Consider the following 15221-nt stretch of genomic DNA (forward strand, 5'->3'; position numbering starts at 1 on the left):
GTCATTCAAACCAGCGCCAAGTAGTCGGACTTGCCTTGAGTGTCCTGTGATGGTGTTGTCGGGGGAGTGCCCAAGAGTTTTACTTTGACGTCGGGCGCGGCCATGCCGTGCATCAACGCATTGTAATTCATCTGGAACCTCACCTCGGAACCCACCTTTGGCAGAGGTCGGGACGTTCCAATGACAAGATGATCGCTGGTCGCCCCGATCAATGTGCTTCCATCGGGCATTGAAATCCCCAGAATGTCGGTGTCCTGATGTCCTATCGCGGCAATAAAGCGCTTGGAAACACCGCTGACTTGCGCGATGCGACGTCTTGCCAAATTTGGACCGACTAGGGCGATGGCGGCGGGCGCAGGTTTTGCATCCGATTCGATAACTTCGGCAACAAGCGTGAAGGCGTCGGTGTGCATCCCACCGATCTGGTTCCCAGACACCGGCTCAACACCCAGAAGGATCGCCTCACCCAGGCGGAGGTCGTTGACACGACCGGTCGCGCGTTCACCAAGCGCCCAGGGCAAATTGGCTGAGTTGCCACCGGAAACGACTTTGAGCAACGGGCCGCATGCCCCCTCGATCTCATTCGCGAGGTGGCAAAAATTGGACATTTGCAACGTAGTCGGGGCAAGCCCGCTCAGACAGGCAAAGTTCGCACCGATCCCTATCAACGCTAACCCAGGCATTTGCATGACCCGCTGGGTAATGTCTGCCAAGTTCTCAGGCAAAATTCCTTCCCGCTGATCGCCCATCTCGACCATTAGGATGATACCGTGGACTGAACTGTTGCGGATCGCGGCGGCGGCCAGTGCGGAAATGACCAATATTTCTGTGTTATAGCTCGCTTCACAGGACTGAGCGACCTGATCGGCCTGACTTGACATCGGTGTACGGATCAGAGTGATAGAGCCTGTCATTCCCGCCGACCGTAGCCTTTGCACATTGCTTATACGTGCATCTGCAAGCCCTGAGGCCCCGCCATCGAGCATAGCCTGAGCAATCGCAGGATGCCCGCATACAGCCTTGGTCACGCCAGTTACTCTGATCCCACGCGGGCCTAAACGCCCAACAAGTGTCTGCGTGTTGCGCCGTATCTTGCCAAGATCCACTTCAATGCGCGGGCAGCTCATATTGCTGCCGTTGCAGGCCTCTGCGTCAATGCGGGGTATGCAGCGACCACCATAGCAAGCAGATGTGCAACTGGCCTTGCCAATGCATCGGTGACCGGCAGCCCGAGTTTGAGTGATTGGCCCGCAATGGTGGCGGTGATTTCGTCCTCAGACATCCCCTCGTGATTGAGAGTCACGCCAATGACCTTTGTGTCGGCAAAGGCTTCGATCAGGGCAATCTCACTTGACGGCGTGGGCATCGGTAAATTGGGAAAGTCGCAGCGATGTGCACGTTTTGGCGCGTGCTGCAGGATGACAGCATCCGGCTGGCTACCGCGCAGGATAAACGCGGATGTGCAAAACGCGGGGTGGCTTAACGCGCCTTGGCCTTCAATCAAAATGACATCGGGTTGTTCGGCTTCAGACGCTGCAACAATCGCACCTTCAAGCTCGCCACAGCAGAACTGGGGTGGCACGGCATCCATTGCAACACCATATTTCGCACCTTGCATCAGGCCGGTCTGGCCTGTGCCGACAAGCACCGTCTTGATGCCCTTTGCATTCAGGACTCGTGCCAAAACGGTCGCCGTTGTCCGCTTGCCAATGGCACAATCTGTCCCAAGAACTGCAATGCGCAGCGCTTTAACACCAGCGACACTGCCATCGAGCAGCCGCATGTCCTTGCTGGGTTTCGGCTTGCGGATGTCCCGAATGGTAACATTCCGTTCGGATGCGGCGGTGGCTATCTCATGGTCGTCGCTCAGATATTCATGCAGACCGCTCACGATGTTCATGCCAAACTCTATCGCTTGCAGAACAACACCTCGATCTACAGCTGAGAGCCTTCCCGTAGAGGGGGCCATCCCATAGATTAGCGTATCGGGGACTACAGCTTGATGTGCAACTGTAGCATCCAGATCAGCAAAGATAGGGATGTGGTTTATCGCATCGTCGAGAACGGATCCGCTGTCTTTTCCGCTATAGGTGCTGTCGATAACAGAAAGGATCCGATAGGCCTCTGAATGGCGCACAAGGCCGTTCGCTGTCTTGCCATCGATTTGCGCGAAGTTCCCCTCGCAATAGACGACTGCCGAGGGTGGCGTTGTGACCTGTCTGAATGAAGTAGAACGTGTGCGTTCGCTGTGGGCCTTTGGTGGCGCTTGGGCGCCCCTGACCGGACGGCGGATAGTGTTGACAGCTTCGGATTTGGTTTCCATTGTGGTTCTCTTTTATAGGTTGGCACGAAGGGCAGAATTGCCTTCAAATGCGCATTTTGAATGGAGGTGGTGCCGTGGCTCGCGCCTAGTTGTTCAGCACGCACAGCCCCTTTGATTTTTGGAAGTTCCTGTCGCACTCCCAACGGTTACCTGACCTGTCCAGATGCGCATTTTCGGGAACGTTTATGAATTCGCATGTCTCGGCGGAGGCGGCGTATCCCCGATCGCACTTCCACCCTGTGCCGTAGGTTGCGTCGTCGAAGTATGCATTTGCAGGGATCGCGACGGCTTCGCACAGACCAGCCTGTTCAAAGAAGCCGCGCTCACATGTCCAAGGCTGGCCGTATCCTGGTCCATTCAGATAGGCGTTGGCCGGAACCGCTATTGCGGTACACAGATCGCCAGTTGCTTCAAATCCACGTTCGCACGTCCACGAGGAGCCATATGAGGCGTATGTGGCATCTGCCAAGTATGCATTCGCTGGCAGCACGATTTCCTGACATGTGTCATCGACCTCGATGTAGCCGCGTAAACAACGCCACCGTTCGCCTGACGGGTCCAAATACCCGCCCTCAGGCACATCTACCGCAACACATTCAGTTTCGTCGGTTCTGCGAAACCCGTGCAGACATTCCCATCCGGAACCGTAGGACCGGTTCGTGTCGTATGCGTTTTGCGGAACAATCACAGCGACGCAGGCATTCTCGTCCAACCGGAATCCAATGTTACATTCCCAGCCATCGCCGTAACTTTTAGCACTGGCATTATCAGGCATTGGCGGAGCGACGGTTTGAGCAAAAGCTGGTATCGCAAGCAGCAAGACTGCGGCAATCAAACTTATGAATAGGCCGCGATTGTTGGTGAGCCTGCAGAGATATTGGGCAATCATGGAATGCGCCCGGCGAGGCTCTGTTAATTGTGATTTACGATCCATCTAACTCAAGCCCCGCAAGGCACGCATCTGCCAGATCCCGGCTTGGGGCATCAGTGCCCGGCAGCGTGGCCCAGCCTGTTTCCATCATCGCGGTGCGCCGCTGAAAGCTGGAAGCTTCTTGAAGTGTTGCTAGTTTTGCAGTGCGTTCCACATCAGATTCCGACAGATTTAGGCAAACTGGCACCATCGCCAATGTGACTTCCTCTGCCGCAAGGTTTTGGGCCATCTCGGCCGCCCTGCCTGCAGTTGTCCAGCCGCCCCAGGTGAAGCCAAGAATAGAGATAGCAACTGCGCCAACCAAGGCGCCGTAAACACCGGGTTTCGTCCATTCGGGAAATGTCATTTTTGATCCTCTGACGGAGAAAGCGCCGCCGCACTGTTTTTTTGATTACGTTAGTAGTCGCGTTGACCTGATCCTGCGCCAGAGCCAACTCAAGGTCTCAGTGATCCACTGCGCGCAGCTCTGGCTTTCCTGCGTGCCATTTGATCAATATAAACGTCGCCGTAGTCGGTATGCCGCAAACAGCGGCTCAGCATGACGTCATCGTCTGCCGACACTTCGTATTCACCCGCGGGCAGTTCATCCGTGTATCCCGCGACAACAAACGGATGAAGAAATGTCACAACTGACGTGGTCGTGCGCGATAACATCGGCAACCTTCCCAAACATCAGATCCCTGCTACAGGACGTGACAGCTGAATTTTTTTGATAGAGGGTTGTGGTTCGCTCTGGCAGGCGGATGCGCCTGTGCCGCAGAGAACCGCAACTTTCGTATCACTCACATAGTCTCTTAGCGTTGGAAATGCAACGTTGGTGACTCTGGATCCATTTATGAGGCCACCTATACTCTTAAGAAGGCCAAGGTTGGCAAGCCTCCACGCTGAGCATTGGAAGATCTTTGCCAGCTACGTCCTTTTTTGCTTCGCCCGCCCAGAAGCCGACTTTCGCCGCGTCACAGAAAATTGGCAAAGAGGGCTCAAAGCCGCCGTTGGCTGTATAATCCATGAACGGCCGCTTTGCCGACGAAGGCAAAGCTATGAGTCGCAAAAGGTAAGAGTGGTGTGTCGCCCATTTTGTGGGGTGCGCAAAATCAATGACTTAGCGATGTGAAAATGGAAGAACTATGTGTCGCTCCACACAAATTGTGAAGCGACACATAGTTCTGCCTTTTGCGACAGACCTTTGCCTTTCACGACGCATAGCCTTTCCTTTTTCGATGATTTTGGCGCTGACGCTCATTCTTTTCTTCTTTCAATGGTGCAGGTTTTCAAGACAACCGCTTTAGCGGCTTGCCCTGAAACCTTGCCGCGTGGCGAACGCGGATGGGGGCGAGGCAATGCTATTCGATAGGGGTGGAGCGGCCCGCAGCGCAGCGAGGACACGGCCCTATCTAATGGGGTTGCCCGAGGGGGAAAGTACTGTTCGGGATGCCACTGAGGCAGACGACGGGCTTCGTGCAAAGCCTTCCGCGGCTGGTCAGTCTGGACTGGGCCGTGCCGGACTTCAGTACACTGTGTCGCCGCCAACGAAAGCTGAACGTGGCTATCCAGCATCGTGGCGGCGTGGGTCCGCTGAATCTGCTGATCGACAGCACCGGCATCAAGGCCGAGGGTGAAGGCGAGGGCGAGTGGAACGCCCGTAAGCACGGCGGCCCTAGGCGGCGCATTTGGCGCAAGATACACATCTGCGTCGATGAGGAAACGCTGGAAGTTCGGGCCGTCGAAGTCACAGGAAGCAACATCGGTGATGCGCCCGTTCTGCCTGATCTCCCTCACCAAATCCCGGCGACGAAGAGATCGGTTCCGTGACCGCCGACGGGGCCTACGACACTCGCAAATGCCACGAGGCGATCGCCGCCCGTGGTGCCGCCGTTGTTATCCCGCCCTGCAAGAATGCCACGCTCTGGAAGCCGACGAGCCCGGGCGCGGTGGCACGAAACGAAGTCCTGCGCGCATCAAATTATCTCGGCCGCGCCATCTGGCTTCGGTGGAGCGGATATCACCACCGGAGCCGGGTCGAGTCAAAGATGAACTGCATCAAGCTGCTCGGCAAATCCCTGATGGCAAAAGACTTCGAACGCCAGGTTGCCGAGCTGCAAGTTCTCATCGCCGTTCTGAACGGCTACACCGCTCTCGGTATACCTGTCACACTGCCCGTAGAGTAAATCCGTCCGGGGAATGGGGCCCTGCGATCAGACCCGGATTTGTGCAACAGCGCCCCCTTCGTGCGTACTGTGCCTTATGGGAGAATTATCCGTTGTCAGCTCTCATTTCGCGTGCTACAACAAATTTGTTAACGAATTCTTTGTCGGGTACGGCAAAAAATTTTACTTGTCCGAAACCGCTCATTCATCGAGGAGCGACCCATGCTGACCAACACATTCTCCTTTTCCGACACAGACCGACTGGTCTCGCGGTTCGAACGCATCCATGCGAGCCCGTACCGCAACTATGGTGCGTTCCGAGCTAAAGTGTCCGAAATGATCGCAACCGAGCCGTTCCTTCGTGAAGAAATGGCAGACATTGCGCGCCTGTTCCGTGAAACCCGCGTCGATGAGCGCAAGGTGGCACTGGTCAAGAACTGCCCGATCGACCGCGATGTTCCGGTCTACGATCCCGACGATCCGGTTCGCTCGAAACACATGGTGAAAAAGACCTTCGTGGGCGAGGTTCTCCTCGAGGTTGTTTCGCAAGCCTGCGGCCTGCCGATTCTGTCCTACACCACACGCAATGATGGCGACTTCTTTCAGGACGTCTATGCTCAGAAGAAATACTCGGACACCCAGACGCAAAAGACCGACTCCGATCTCTATTTCCACAACGACCGGACGGCCCACCGGGTGCGCGCGGACGTCCTGTGCCTGCTTGGGATGCGTTCGGACCCCGCCAACGTGATCAACACCAAATACGTGCACGGTACCGACCTGTTGCGCTTGGTCGATCCGGAACTGCACGACATTCTGCGTCAGCCCAACTTCGCGACGCCTTTCGATCTGATTTCGCAGGACTCGAATGAGTTTCAGGTCAATTCAGACAACCATCCGATCCTGATCGGCGAAAGCGCGTTCCGCTACTATGACGTGCGCACGACGGTTGCCGCCTCGGCCCCGGCGATCGCATGGCGCGCGCTGGCGGCGGTCAAGGACGCGATTACCAAAGCCCCGAAACTGAACGTGCCGATCCAGACCGGCGAGTTGTTCATCTTCCCGAACCTCGAAGGCCTGCACAGCCGCGACAAGGCCCACGTGCCGAAGCCGGAAGCCGCCCGCGAGCGTTACCTGTTGAAGACCTACAACTTCTGGGATGAAAGCCGCCGCGATGCCTTTGCCGATCTTTACGTCGAAGGTCTGCCCGGTCTCGTCGATGACGCCCGGATCGACGGCGCTCGGATCGACGACGCCCGGATCGGCGGCAAGCCCGAACTCGTCTTGGCCTGAGTTACGGTCCATTCAAGGAGAGATACGATGAAACTGAATTCAGTCGATTTCAACGATGGCGATACGCTGCCGTCCAAGGCGGTCAACGCGCAGATCGGTGGACAGGACAAATCCCCGGTTCTGAACTTCGACGGCGTACCCGCAGGCACCAAGAGCCTTGCGCTAACCTGCTATGACCCGGATGCGCCGACAGGGTCGGGCTTCTGGCACTGGATCGTGGTGAACATCCCGGTTCAGACCAGCGGCCAGTTGTGCAGCGAAACCCTGCCTGAGGGCGCGGTTGTGGTGCCGAATGATGCAAACATGCAGGGCTTCATGGGGGCGCTACCGCCCGCCGGAGACCCGGCACATCGCTATGTGTTCACCCTGCACGCCCTGTCCTGCGATAGCATCGATGCAGGGGCCATGCCGCAGGCCTTTGTCCGCTTCACCATCAAGACCAATGAACTCGCCAGCGCCAGCACAACGGCTGTCTTTGCCAATACAGCGCCGGCGTAACACGCAAGAATTGGAGACCTCCCATGAGTATCCCGCCGATCCTCGATCCAACACCTGAAGCCATTGCCAAGGCCGTGGCCCATCTGCGTGCCGGAGAGATCGTGATCTGTCCGTCAGATGCCAACTATGGCATCGCGGTCGATCCCTTCAATCCCGATGCCGTGGCATCCTGCTTTGAGTCCAAGAAACGTCCGGGCATGAAGCCGCTGACGCTGTTCGTGGCTGAGCCGGGGGACTGGCGACGCTTCGGCACCGCCAACAACGAACGTCTGATCGACTCGCTGGCCAGCCTCTACTGGCCCGGTCCGCTCAACATCGTGATGGACAAACGGGACGGCGCGCCGAACCTTGCGCTGCACGAAGACGCAACGATCTCGGTGGCCTGCCACGCCAACCCGGTGGTGCGCAGCCTTGCCCGTGCCTTTGGTGGGGCCATCGCCATGACTTCGGCCAACCTGTCGGGCATGTCCGATGGCGTGCTCGTCGATGTCGATTCGGCGGTGCAACACGTGGGCAAATCCGTCAGCCTCGTGCTGCGCGGGGGGCCGGTCGAGACGACCACATCGACCACAATCCTGCGTGTCGAACACACCATGTCTTTGCTCCGCGAAGGCGATCTGACGTTCGACCAGATCAAGTCCGACGTTCTCGAACTGCAATGACTCTTTCCGGATGCGGCCCGTGCGGTCGCATCCGGAGCTGACCATAGGTATTCCAATGCTTTCGTTCCCGACCCTCGTGTCGCGGTTCCTCCTGTACCGGGTGGTGTCGCGCTTCTCATTCTACGTGCCGATTTTCGTGGTCGCGCTGCTGGCGGCCGGGTTCTCGTTCGGTGCCGTGGGCGGCATTCTTTTCGTCTATGGCGTGGCGACCATGCTGTTCGGCGGTCTGGCGCGCCGGGTGCTGAGCTCTGGTGGTCCGGCGATGACCATCGCTCTGGGTGAGGTTGCAAAACTAGGCTCGAATGCGCTGATCGGCGGGGGGCTCCTGGCGGGCGATGCACTGACCGTGTCGCAGGCCGTGGGTGTGCTGATTGCGGCGCAGGTGCTTGGCGGTGTTGGCTATTGCCTCGCCGCCGTCGGGGATGGCAGCTTTCTGGCCCATGCCGGTCGGTTGACCGACGCCCCGTCCGAGGTGCAGACCCGCGCGCAGGCCCGATCGTCAAGCTACATGTTCATGTCCTTCCTTGCGGCGGGCTGCGTGGGCGCGGTGGTGTTCCAGATCAATCCGGCGCTGCCTTTCTTCATGACCAGCGCTGCCAACCTTGCGGCTGCCCTCGTTGCCATCGCGGGCTTGCGCCTTGCCGCACCGGCCAAAACCACGGCTGGCACACAGAAGGCGGATGCCGGGCGGCTGACCTTCGCGGCATGGCTCGAACTGGTCAGCTACAGCTTCATGCGGGCCGTGGTTCTGACGCTGCAACTGCTCATCCTGCCGGTGTGGTTCTTTCTCGACCTCAAGATCGAGGTTGCCTTCTTCGGCGTGCTCTTTGGCCTGTATACCTTCTCGGGCTTTCTTGGCGGGCGGTTTTTCCCGCGTCTGGCTGAACGGTTCGGCGCGCGCGGTGCGCTGGCGGCGGTGGTTGGCGTGACGCTGGCCTCGATGCTGGGCTTGGGTCTTGGCTCGACGCTCTGGGTCACGGTTCTCGCGCCGGTCGGCATGTTCTGCGCCGCCGGGATGCTGCGGCCCGCCTACCTGCCGCTTCTGACACAGGCTCCGACCGCAACCGGCGGAACAACCAATGCCGTCCCGCAAGCAGAGCAGGTGTTCGGGGCGCTCAGCGCGGCCGCCTATCTGGCCTGTGGGCTGGCCTTTCAATCGGGGTGGACGCCGCAGCAGCTTGTGCTTGGCTCTACCGCTTTCGTCGCGGGCGTCTTTGCGCTGCGCGCCTTTCTTTCCACCGTCGGTGCGCCCGTGGCGCAACCGGACTCCATCGACTGACCTTCAAAAGACACCTGATACCAAAAGGACTTACCCTATGACCGGCAACAAGAAAATTCAGTGGGACGGCGGCGTGCAGGCCGAGACCATCGCGACCCTATCGCAGCCCGGGCACGTCATCGTCAGCCCAACCAAGGTTGGCTATATCATCATGACGACCGACGCCGCAGGCCTCGAGCGCAAGTTCGACTGCAAGATGCGCAAGCGGAACAAACCGGGCGTCGTGCTTTGTGGCTCGATGGAACAATTGCGCGAACTGGCCGAGATGAACGACGAGGTCGAAGCCTTCTATCAGGCGCATTGGGACCACGATATCCTGCTTGGTTGCATCCTGCCGTGGAAGGCGGAAGGCAAGCGTCATATCCCCGACGACGGCTCGGCGGAGTTGATGATGGACGGGCGCGGCACCAGCTGCTTTGTAATCAAGTTCGGCACCCCTTCCGAAAATGTCGTACGCACCATGTGGGAAGAGCAGGGCAAGCTGGTCTTCGCGAGCTCGGCCAACCCCTCGGGCCAAGGCAACCGGGGCCTCGTCGAAGGCATCGGTGATCGCATCGAAGCCGAAGCGGACCTGATCGTGGAAGCCAACGATTACGTCGCTTCGATCCAGCCGGATGCCGACGAATCCACCCGCTATGAACAGGGTGTGATGGTGTCCATGGTTGATGATGCCGGTCGCCTCGTTCCCGAGCAGAAGCAACAGCGCGGCGTATCGCCGGTGCCGGTTCTTATCCGCAAGGGCCTGAGCGTGGATTCCATCGTGAGCCATCTGTCGACCAGCTTTGCAAGCTGGGATTTCCGCCACGGTCAATATTACTGACGCCCGCATTCTCGCGATTTCAAACGAAGTAGATCCAATGAAAACCTGTATTTTTTCACGTCTTCCCAATTGCTGGCCGCCGCCCCGCTGGCCGCCGAAGGGATGAAATTCGGCGTCGCCATTCCGATGACGGCCGCATCGCCTTTGTTGGCGAAAACCTTCGCGCAGGGGGCCGAAGTTGCGTTGTCGACGATCAATGCCGCTGGTGGCGTGATGGGCGAACCGGCTACGCTGGTTATTCAGGACACCAAGGCCAATGCGCAATCCTCTACCGCCGCGATTTCCTCGCTGGTCGGCGTGGACAAGGCCCATGCCATCCTCGGGCCGACCTCGGCCACGGTGATGAGCGTGATCGACAGGGTTCAAGCTAGCGGCGTGCCTGCGGCTTTCATCGGCTCTACCGCCTCTCTGGATGCCACGGTCAAGGGCAAGACCACCTGGCGCCAGACCAATTCAGACAGTGAATTCGGCCCCGCAATGGCGCCTTATGCGGCGGATCAGGGCTATAAGAACTATGCGGTTGTGGTGGACTCGCTGGAGGGCGCATAGTCGCTCAAGGTCATGATCCTTCCCGCCTTCGAAGCGCAGGGCGGCACCGTCACGCGCAATATCGACGTGGCGCTGAACCAATCCAGCAATCGCTCCGAGCTGATGGACCTGATGGCCGAACCGCGCCGGAATGCGCTTTCTTCGAGCTGTCGCCGGATTCCGCCGCGCAATTCTGGCAAAACGCGGCAGAACTCGACGGGCTGGAGGACATCACCTTCATCGCGACCGATTTCGCGATTTCCGATGACGCATTGTCGGCCATGGCGCCGGTCGCGGATCGCGTCAACATGGTGGCGCTTGCCGCCGCGTCTATCGGACCGGGCCGGGATCACTATCGCGATGCCTTCGCCGCCGTCTTCCCCGATGCAAAGAAGCCTGCACTCTATTCGGATTTCATGTTGGATTCAATCAATGTTCTGGCGCTGGCCGCGGAAGCCGCCCAAAGCCTGAAGCCCGAGGATATCGCCGCGCATGTGTCCGAGGTGGCCAACGCCCCCGGGGGAGATCTGCATGGATTTCAGCAGCTGCAAGGCGCTGCTCAGTGCGGGCAAGGCGATCAACTACGACGGTGCGGCAGGCACCAATGACGTGGATGCCACCGGCAATGCCCACAGCGGGTACGGCGTGTTCCGGGTGGGACGCGCGGCAACCGGCATCGCCGCCGTGGATGAAGCGCGCATCAGTACGCTGATCGCAACGCTGCACTGACGCAACGGCCAAGGGGGACCTGCAATGGAAGATCTTCTCGTTCGTTTGGGACTTGGCATCCTGTCCGAGATTGCCATTGCGGTGCCCACCCTTGGCATGACGCTTATGTGGACCTCGGGGCGGGTGCTCAACCTTGCCTTTTCCGAGGTGCTGACCCTTGGCGCCTTCATCTCGCTGACCTTGTGGCATCTGGTACCGGTTCCGGCGGCTATCGCCCTGACCACGCTGGTCACCGGGCTGTGTTCGATGTTGATGTATGCTCTGGTGTTCCAGTGGCTCAAACAGCGCGAAACCTTCGTGTCGCTGATTGCCTCGCTGGGCATTGCCCTCCTGCTCAACAACCTGATCATTGCCATCTGGGGCACCAAGATCGGCCGGTTCGATTTGCCAGACTCGGTGTTGCGGGCGGTCCAGTTTGTGCCAGTCCGCCTGACCCCGCTTCTCGAAGTACTGGCGGTACTGGCGATCCTGACCATGGCCTTAGTCGCTCTGCTGATCTACCGGTCCGATTTTGTCCTGCAAGCGCGCGGCCTCGCAACACGTCGATCTGGCCGAGGTGACGGGCATTCCGGCACTGCGCGTGACGCTTGCGATCTGGGCTTTGGCCGGGGCGCTTGGCGGGCTTGGCGGCATGGCCATTGGGATGAGTGCGACCGTGTTCCCGTCCGTGGGCGCCAACCTGTTGCTCATCATCGGCGCGGCGGTCCTGCTTGGCGGGCTTGGCAGTCCGGTCGGCGCGGTCTCGGGCGCTCTGACCGTAGGGATCGCCGCTGAGCTGTCCACGCTGTGGATTACACCCTCTCTCAAACCGGCTGTAGCCTTTGCCATGATCGCACTTGTGCTGCTGGTGCGGCCGGGTGGCTTGACCAATCAGAAGGTTGTTTTCAAACATGACTGATTTCATCTGGGTGGCCTCCGCTTTGGCCGGGTATTTTTCGCTTTTGGCCATTGGTCTGAATATCCAGCACGGGCTGGCGGGCCTTGGCAACTTCGGGGTTGCGGGCTTCATTGCGCTCGGCGCTTATGCGTCGGCGCTGCTGCACAAACACCCGATGACGCTTGGCATTACGGAAACCGTTGTGGCGGCGTTCGGATTGCCTTACGGGCCGACCGTGGCGCTGACGTTGTGCATCGGAGTTCTGGTTGCCTAGATGCTGGCGCGGATGCTGGATGCCTCTAATCTCGATCCGCTTTTTGTCAAGGTTCTGACGCTGGTCTTTGCCGAGATCCTGTTTCTGGTGCTTTCCACCCAAAAATCGCTGGCCAATGGCTTTAACGGCATTCGCGGGCTGGACCGGCCGTTTGCCGAGTTGATCGGTAGTTATGAAAACTACGACTGCGCTTTGGCGATTGTCCTGATCGTGCTCAGCCTTCTTGGTGCGCTGGGTTTCCGCAGCCTGTCGGCCAGCCCCTATGGCCGCGCCCTGCGCGCCATGCGTGACGATCCCGATGCCGCTGAAAGCCTTGGCTATGATATCCGAGCCTTGCGCACCGCGGCCTTCGTTTTCGGCTCGACCGTCATGGTTCTGGCCGGGGCGCTCTGGCCGCTGATGACCACGGCTGTCGAACCGTCGGCCTTCAAGTTCGATGTCACGCTTTTGGTATGGGCGGCACTGATCATGGGCGGAACCGGCAGCGCCTTTGGGCCGCTGATCGGCAGCGTTCTGCTGTTCGGGATCGTGCATGAAGGCGCGCGCATGATCCATTTCGGGCCGCTTCCGCCGCAGGTGATCCCTTTGATCGAGGCGGGCGGCATCGGTGTGCTGATGGTGCTGTTCATCCTGTTCCGTCCCGATGGTCTGTGGCGCGAAACTCCCCTGAAACTTTCCCCGCTGTGGCAGGAGGCATGATGCTGGACGTCCAGAATATTTCGAAATCCTTCGGTGGCTTGCCAGCGGTCAAGGATATGTCGATGCAGGTGGCCGAAGGTGAGATCGTAGGCCTGATCGGGCCCAACGGCGCCGGCAAAAGCACATGCTTCAACCTCGTGGCCGGAGAGATGCCGGTTGACAGTGGGCGCATCACATTTCGAGGGCAGGACATTACGGCGCTGCCGCTGGCGGATCGGGCCAGGCTTGGGCTGCGCCGGTCTTTCCAGATTCCGCGCCTGTTCGGGCGAATGACGGTGCTGGAAAACCTGCTGGCTGTCATGGATCAGGGCCAGGTGGGTTTGGCGCGGCTGGTGCGCGTTCCAGGCCGTCGCGCGGCTTGGTCAATCTGTCACCAGAGGCATGGACACGCATGACCGCTTCGGCCTTACTCATATGGCGGACGCCTGGGCGCAGGGGCTTTCGGGCGGGCAGCAGAAACTCCTGACGTTGGCCATGCTGGCGATCAGCGACGCGCCGCTGATCATTCTGGATGAGCCCGCCGCCGGGGTGAACCCGTCGATGATCAACAAGCTGGTCGATCACGTCCTGGCCCTGAACGCCGAAGGCAAGACCATCGTTGTCGTCGAACAAAACCTGAGCTTCATCGAACGCGTTGCGCCTCGGGTTTTGGTCATTGTTGCGGGTGAAAAGCTGTGTGAGGGGTCCATGGCGGAAATCCGTGACACTTCCGAAGTGCAGCGCGCTTATGTCGGCAGCATGGCCGTGCCGGTCGCCAAACGGACGGAGGTTGCCTGACATGTCCGCGTCCACATTGCTGAGCTGTGACGATTTGGATGTGGGCTATGGCGACATGACCATCGTCAATGGCGTGTCGATGACCGTGGCCCCGGGCGAAATGCTGGCGGTGGTCGGGCCGAACGGAGCCGGAAAATCGACCCTGATCAAAGCCGTGTCGGGCCTGCTCCGCCCGCGTGGCGGGCGCATCGTTTTGGACGGCACCGACATCAGCGTCTGGGCGCCACACCGCAGCGCCCGGTCCGGGGGGGGCGTATGTGCCTCAGGTGCGCAACGTTTTTGGCGCGTTGACGGTCTGGAAGAACCTGCGCCTTGGCACCCAGCATCAGATGCTGACGATCTCGCGTGCGTTGCTGTTGTGGCCTTCGCTTCTGGTGGTGGATGAGCCGACAGCGGGCCTGTCGCCGCTGTATTCCCAGATGGTGGTTGACAAACTCGAAGAAATTCGCACCGCAGGCACCGTCATTTTGTTGGTTGAACAGGACATCGACCTTGCGCTGCGGTCCGCAGATCGGGTCATGGTTCTGGAGACTGGCAAAACCGTGTTCGACGGTTTGCCCGGCGATCTCATGGGCAATGAAACGCTGATGAGGCTTTACCCGGGCGGTTAAGGGATCGGCCTGCAATGCGCCGGAAAGCGTCCGGCGCCCGACGTCTTCCCCTACAGTTCTTTCAGAGAAAACCGCTCGAAGATGGCCGCGATTTCTTCAAGGCGTTTCTGGGCGTGGCGTTTGTTGGTCTGCAAAGCCCCGTCGAGATTGCCATCGCGAATGGCCTCGGCCAGCGCACGCTGACTGGCGTTCACGTTCAGTGGCTTTTCCCGCATCCGCAGCGTAAAGATACGCACGCGGTGCGACTGATCCAGCAAGTTCTCGGCCAGCTTCTCCACCCGCTTCATTCCAGTCTGCCCCACAAGAGTGCGGTGAAACAACGAATAGGCCGCGGCCCATGTGTCGAGCTGGTTATCCTTCAGGGCTGCGTCCATCTCGCCGACCAGACCAACCAATATTGCCCCGGTTGCGGCATGGTTGTCAGCCTTGACCAGAACCTCCACCGCCAAAGCTTCCACCGCTTCGAGCAGGCTGTAGATCTCGAACAGATCGTCGAGGGTGACCGTCATGATGCGGATGCCGCGCCGGGGGATGATGGTGATCAGGCCCTCATTCTTCAGCTTGGCGAGCGCGGCGCGCAGCGGAGTGCGGCTCATGCCGACCAGTTCGTTCACCTCGTCTTCGAGCATGTAGCGACCGCCCTGAAGCTCATTCGACAGAATCATCGCCTTGAGTTGGGCATAGGCCCTTTCGCTCAGCGGCTGTGAGCGGCGACCGGCTGCCGCTTTGGACTGGTTCGTTGTGTGGATCATGGTCTCCTCCACTTTAGGTTG

21 protein-coding genes and 2 pseudogenes are annotated in these 15221 nt (G+C 59.4%); 16 read left to right on the forward strand and 7 right to left on the reverse strand.

Annotated features, from left to right (window positions below):
- Positions 1–5 precede the first annotated feature (5 nt).
- The 6 genes from AB1F12_RS01825 to AB1F12_RS01850 form a co-directional block, all read right to left on the reverse strand.
- Complete coding sequence (locus tag AB1F12_RS01825; RefSeq protein WP_368186154.1) at positions 6–1127, reverse strand: alanine/ornithine racemase family PLP-dependent enzyme; 1122 nt, start codon at positions 1125–1127, stop codon at positions 6–8.
- Positions 1124–2323: a DUF1611 domain-containing protein gene (locus AB1F12_RS01830; protein WP_368186156.1), complete on the reverse strand. Its 1200-nt coding sequence runs from the start codon at positions 2321–2323 to the stop codon at positions 1124–1126. Before AB1F12_RS01830 ends, AB1F12_RS01825 begins: the two co-directional genes overlap by 4 nt.
- Positions 2324–2408: 85 nt before the next feature.
- The gene (locus AB1F12_RS01835; RefSeq protein ID WP_368186158.1) at positions 2409–3257 is read right to left on the reverse strand and encodes a hypothetical protein; all 849 of its coding nucleotides are present in this window, start codon (positions 3255–3257) and stop codon (positions 2409–2411) included.
- Positions 3247–3600, reverse strand: a complete 354-nt coding sequence (locus AB1F12_RS01840) for a hypothetical protein (protein ID WP_368186160.1) — start codon at positions 3598–3600, stop codon at positions 3247–3249. Before AB1F12_RS01840 ends, AB1F12_RS01835 begins: the two co-directional genes overlap by 11 nt.
- A gap of 89 nt (positions 3601–3689) precedes the next feature.
- On the reverse strand, positions 3690–3908 hold the full coding sequence (locus AB1F12_RS01845; RefSeq protein WP_368186162.1) for a hypothetical protein: 219 nt from the start codon (positions 3906–3908) through the stop codon (positions 3690–3692).
- 199 nt (positions 3909–4107) lie between these two features.
- Complete coding sequence (locus tag AB1F12_RS01850) at positions 4108–4263, reverse strand: hypothetical protein (RefSeq protein WP_368186163.1); 156 nt, start codon at positions 4261–4263, stop codon at positions 4108–4110.
- A 407-nt stretch (positions 4264–4670) separates the two neighbouring features.
- Here AB1F12_RS01850 and AB1F12_RS01855 point away from each other — a divergent pair.
- The 16 genes and pseudogenes from AB1F12_RS01855 to AB1F12_RS01930 form a co-directional block, all read left to right on the forward strand.
- Positions 4671–5422: pseudogene (locus AB1F12_RS01855) on the forward strand (IS5 family transposase); the annotation flags it as partial.
- 201 nt (positions 5423–5623) lie between these two features.
- Positions 5624–6694: a hypothetical protein gene (locus AB1F12_RS01860; RefSeq protein WP_368186165.1), complete on the forward strand. Its 1071-nt coding sequence runs from the start codon at positions 5624–5626 to the stop codon at positions 6692–6694.
- A gap of 27 nt (positions 6695–6721) precedes the next feature.
- A complete protein-coding gene (locus AB1F12_RS01865) occupies positions 6722–7192 on the forward strand; it encodes a YbhB/YbcL family Raf kinase inhibitor-like protein (protein ID WP_368186167.1) in 471 nt (156 codons plus the stop codon).
- 23 nt (positions 7193–7215) lie between these two features.
- A complete protein-coding gene (locus AB1F12_RS01870; RefSeq protein WP_368186168.1) occupies positions 7216–7854 on the forward strand; it encodes an L-threonylcarbamoyladenylate synthase in 639 nt (212 codons plus the stop codon).
- A gap of 55 nt (positions 7855–7909) precedes the next feature.
- Entirely contained in the window at positions 7910–9133 is a 1224-nt protein-coding gene (locus tag AB1F12_RS01875) for a hypothetical protein (RefSeq protein WP_368186170.1), read from the forward strand.
- 37 nt (positions 9134–9170) lie between these two features.
- Complete coding sequence (locus AB1F12_RS01880) at positions 9171–9953, forward strand: L-threonylcarbamoyladenylate synthase (protein ID WP_368186171.1); 783 nt, start codon at positions 9171–9173, stop codon at positions 9951–9953.
- Between the two features lie 69 nt (positions 9954–10022).
- A complete protein-coding gene (locus AB1F12_RS01885; RefSeq protein ID WP_368186172.1) occupies positions 10023–10502 on the forward strand; it encodes an ABC transporter substrate-binding protein in 480 nt (159 codons plus the stop codon).
- A 510-nt stretch (positions 10503–11012) separates the two neighbouring features.
- On the forward strand, positions 11013–11210 hold the full coding sequence (locus tag AB1F12_RS01890; RefSeq protein ID WP_368186173.1) for a hypothetical protein: 198 nt from the start codon (positions 11013–11015) through the stop codon (positions 11208–11210).
- Between the two features lie 105 nt (positions 11211–11315).
- A pseudogene (locus tag AB1F12_RS01895) lies at positions 11316–11663 on the forward strand (hypothetical protein); the annotation flags it as partial.
- 127 nt (positions 11664–11790) lie between these two features.
- Entirely contained in the window at positions 11791–12108 is a 318-nt protein-coding gene (locus tag AB1F12_RS01900; RefSeq protein WP_368186174.1) for a hypothetical protein, read from the forward strand.
- The gene (locus tag AB1F12_RS01905) at positions 12101–12361 is read left to right on the forward strand and encodes a hypothetical protein (RefSeq protein ID WP_368186176.1); all 261 of its coding nucleotides are present in this window, start codon (positions 12101–12103) and stop codon (positions 12359–12361) included. The genes AB1F12_RS01900 and AB1F12_RS01905 overlap by 8 nt, the downstream gene beginning before the upstream one ends.
- Positions 12362–13060: a branched-chain amino acid ABC transporter permease gene (locus AB1F12_RS01910; RefSeq protein ID WP_368186178.1), complete on the forward strand. Its 699-nt coding sequence runs from the start codon at positions 12362–12364 to the stop codon at positions 13058–13060.
- On the forward strand, positions 13057–13455 hold the full coding sequence (locus tag AB1F12_RS01915) for an ATP-binding cassette domain-containing protein (protein WP_368186180.1): 399 nt from the start codon (positions 13057–13059) through the stop codon (positions 13453–13455). The genes AB1F12_RS01910 and AB1F12_RS01915 overlap by 4 nt, the downstream gene beginning before the upstream one ends.
- Positions 13442–13837, forward strand: a complete 396-nt coding sequence (locus tag AB1F12_RS01920) for an ATP-binding cassette domain-containing protein (RefSeq protein ID WP_368186181.1) — start codon at positions 13442–13444, stop codon at positions 13835–13837. Before AB1F12_RS01915 ends, AB1F12_RS01920 begins: the two co-directional genes overlap by 14 nt.
- A 1-nt stretch (position 13838) precedes the next feature.
- A complete protein-coding gene (locus tag AB1F12_RS01925; RefSeq protein ID WP_368186182.1) occupies positions 13839–14222 on the forward strand; it encodes an ATP-binding cassette domain-containing protein in 384 nt (127 codons plus the stop codon).
- The gene (locus tag AB1F12_RS01930) at positions 14215–14448 is read left to right on the forward strand and encodes a hypothetical protein (protein ID WP_368186183.1); all 234 of its coding nucleotides are present in this window, start codon (positions 14215–14217) and stop codon (positions 14446–14448) included. Before AB1F12_RS01925 ends, AB1F12_RS01930 begins: the two co-directional genes overlap by 8 nt.
- A 50-nt stretch (positions 14449–14498) precedes the next feature.
- Here the strand turns inward: AB1F12_RS01930 and AB1F12_RS01935 are convergent, their stop codons facing one another.
- A complete protein-coding gene (locus tag AB1F12_RS01935; protein ID WP_368186185.1) occupies positions 14499–15200 on the reverse strand; it encodes a GntR family transcriptional regulator in 702 nt (233 codons plus the stop codon).
- Positions 15201–15221: the final 21 nt, after the last annotated feature.

It is taken from the genome of Aestuariibius sp. HNIBRBA575 (assembly GCF_040932005.1).
GTDB lineage: Bacteria > Pseudomonadota > Alphaproteobacteria > Rhodobacterales > Rhodobacteraceae > CANLNM01.

Excerpts from the sequence above, each read along its gene's own strand:
- AB1F12_RS01840 (WP_368186160.1), bottom strand. The coding sequence starts at position 3,600 with ATGACATTTCCCGAATGGACGAAACCCGGTGTTTACGGCGCCTTGGTT.
- AB1F12_RS01915 (WP_368186180.1), top strand. The coding sequence starts at position 13,057 with ATGATGCTGGACGTCCAGAATATTTCGAAATCCTTCGGTGGCTTGCCA.
- AB1F12_RS01880 (WP_368186171.1), top strand. The coding sequence starts at position 9,171 with ATGACCGGCAACAAGAAAATTCAGTGGGACGGCGGCGTGCAGGCCGAG.
- AB1F12_RS01860 (WP_368186165.1), top strand. The coding sequence starts at position 5,624 with ATGCTGACCAACACATTCTCCTTTTCCGACACAGACCGACTGGTCTCG.
- AB1F12_RS01845 (WP_368186162.1), bottom strand. The coding sequence starts at position 3,908 with ATGTTATCGCGCACGACCACGTCAGTTGTGACATTTCTTCATCCGTTT.
- AB1F12_RS01875 (WP_368186170.1), top strand. The coding sequence starts at position 7,910 with ATGCTTTCGTTCCCGACCCTCGTGTCGCGGTTCCTCCTGTACCGGGTG.
- AB1F12_RS01925 (WP_368186182.1), top strand. The coding sequence starts at position 13,839 with ATGTCCGCGTCCACATTGCTGAGCTGTGACGATTTGGATGTGGGCTAT.
- AB1F12_RS01910 (WP_368186178.1), top strand. The coding sequence starts at position 12,362 with ATGCTGGCGCGGATGCTGGATGCCTCTAATCTCGATCCGCTTTTTGTC.
- AB1F12_RS01825 (WP_368186154.1), bottom strand. The coding sequence starts at position 1,127 with ATGAGCTGCCCGCGCATTGAAGTGGATCTTGGCAAGATACGGCGCAAC.
- AB1F12_RS01890 (WP_368186173.1), top strand. The coding sequence starts at position 11,013 with ATGGATTTCAGCAGCTGCAAGGCGCTGCTCAGTGCGGGCAAGGCGATC.
- AB1F12_RS01865 (WP_368186167.1), top strand. The coding sequence starts at position 6,722 with ATGAAACTGAATTCAGTCGATTTCAACGATGGCGATACGCTGCCGTCC.
- AB1F12_RS01835 (WP_368186158.1), bottom strand. The coding sequence starts at position 3,257 with ATGGATCGTAAATCACAATTAACAGAGCCTCGCCGGGCGCATTCCATG.
- AB1F12_RS01850 (WP_368186163.1), bottom strand. The coding sequence starts at position 4,263 with ATGGATTATACAGCCAACGGCGGCTTTGAGCCCTCTTTGCCAATTTTC.
- AB1F12_RS01920 (WP_368186181.1), top strand. The coding sequence starts at position 13,442 with ATGGACACGCATGACCGCTTCGGCCTTACTCATATGGCGGACGCCTGG.
- AB1F12_RS01935 (WP_368186185.1), bottom strand. The coding sequence starts at position 15,200 with ATGATCCACACAACGAACCAGTCCAAAGCGGCAGCCGGTCGCCGCTCA.
- AB1F12_RS01870 (WP_368186168.1), top strand. The coding sequence starts at position 7,216 with ATGAGTATCCCGCCGATCCTCGATCCAACACCTGAAGCCATTGCCAAG.
- AB1F12_RS01830 (WP_368186156.1), bottom strand. The coding sequence starts at position 2,323 with ATGGAAACCAAATCCGAAGCTGTCAACACTATCCGCCGTCCGGTCAGG.
- AB1F12_RS01905 (WP_368186176.1), top strand. The coding sequence starts at position 12,101 with ATGACTGATTTCATCTGGGTGGCCTCCGCTTTGGCCGGGTATTTTTCG.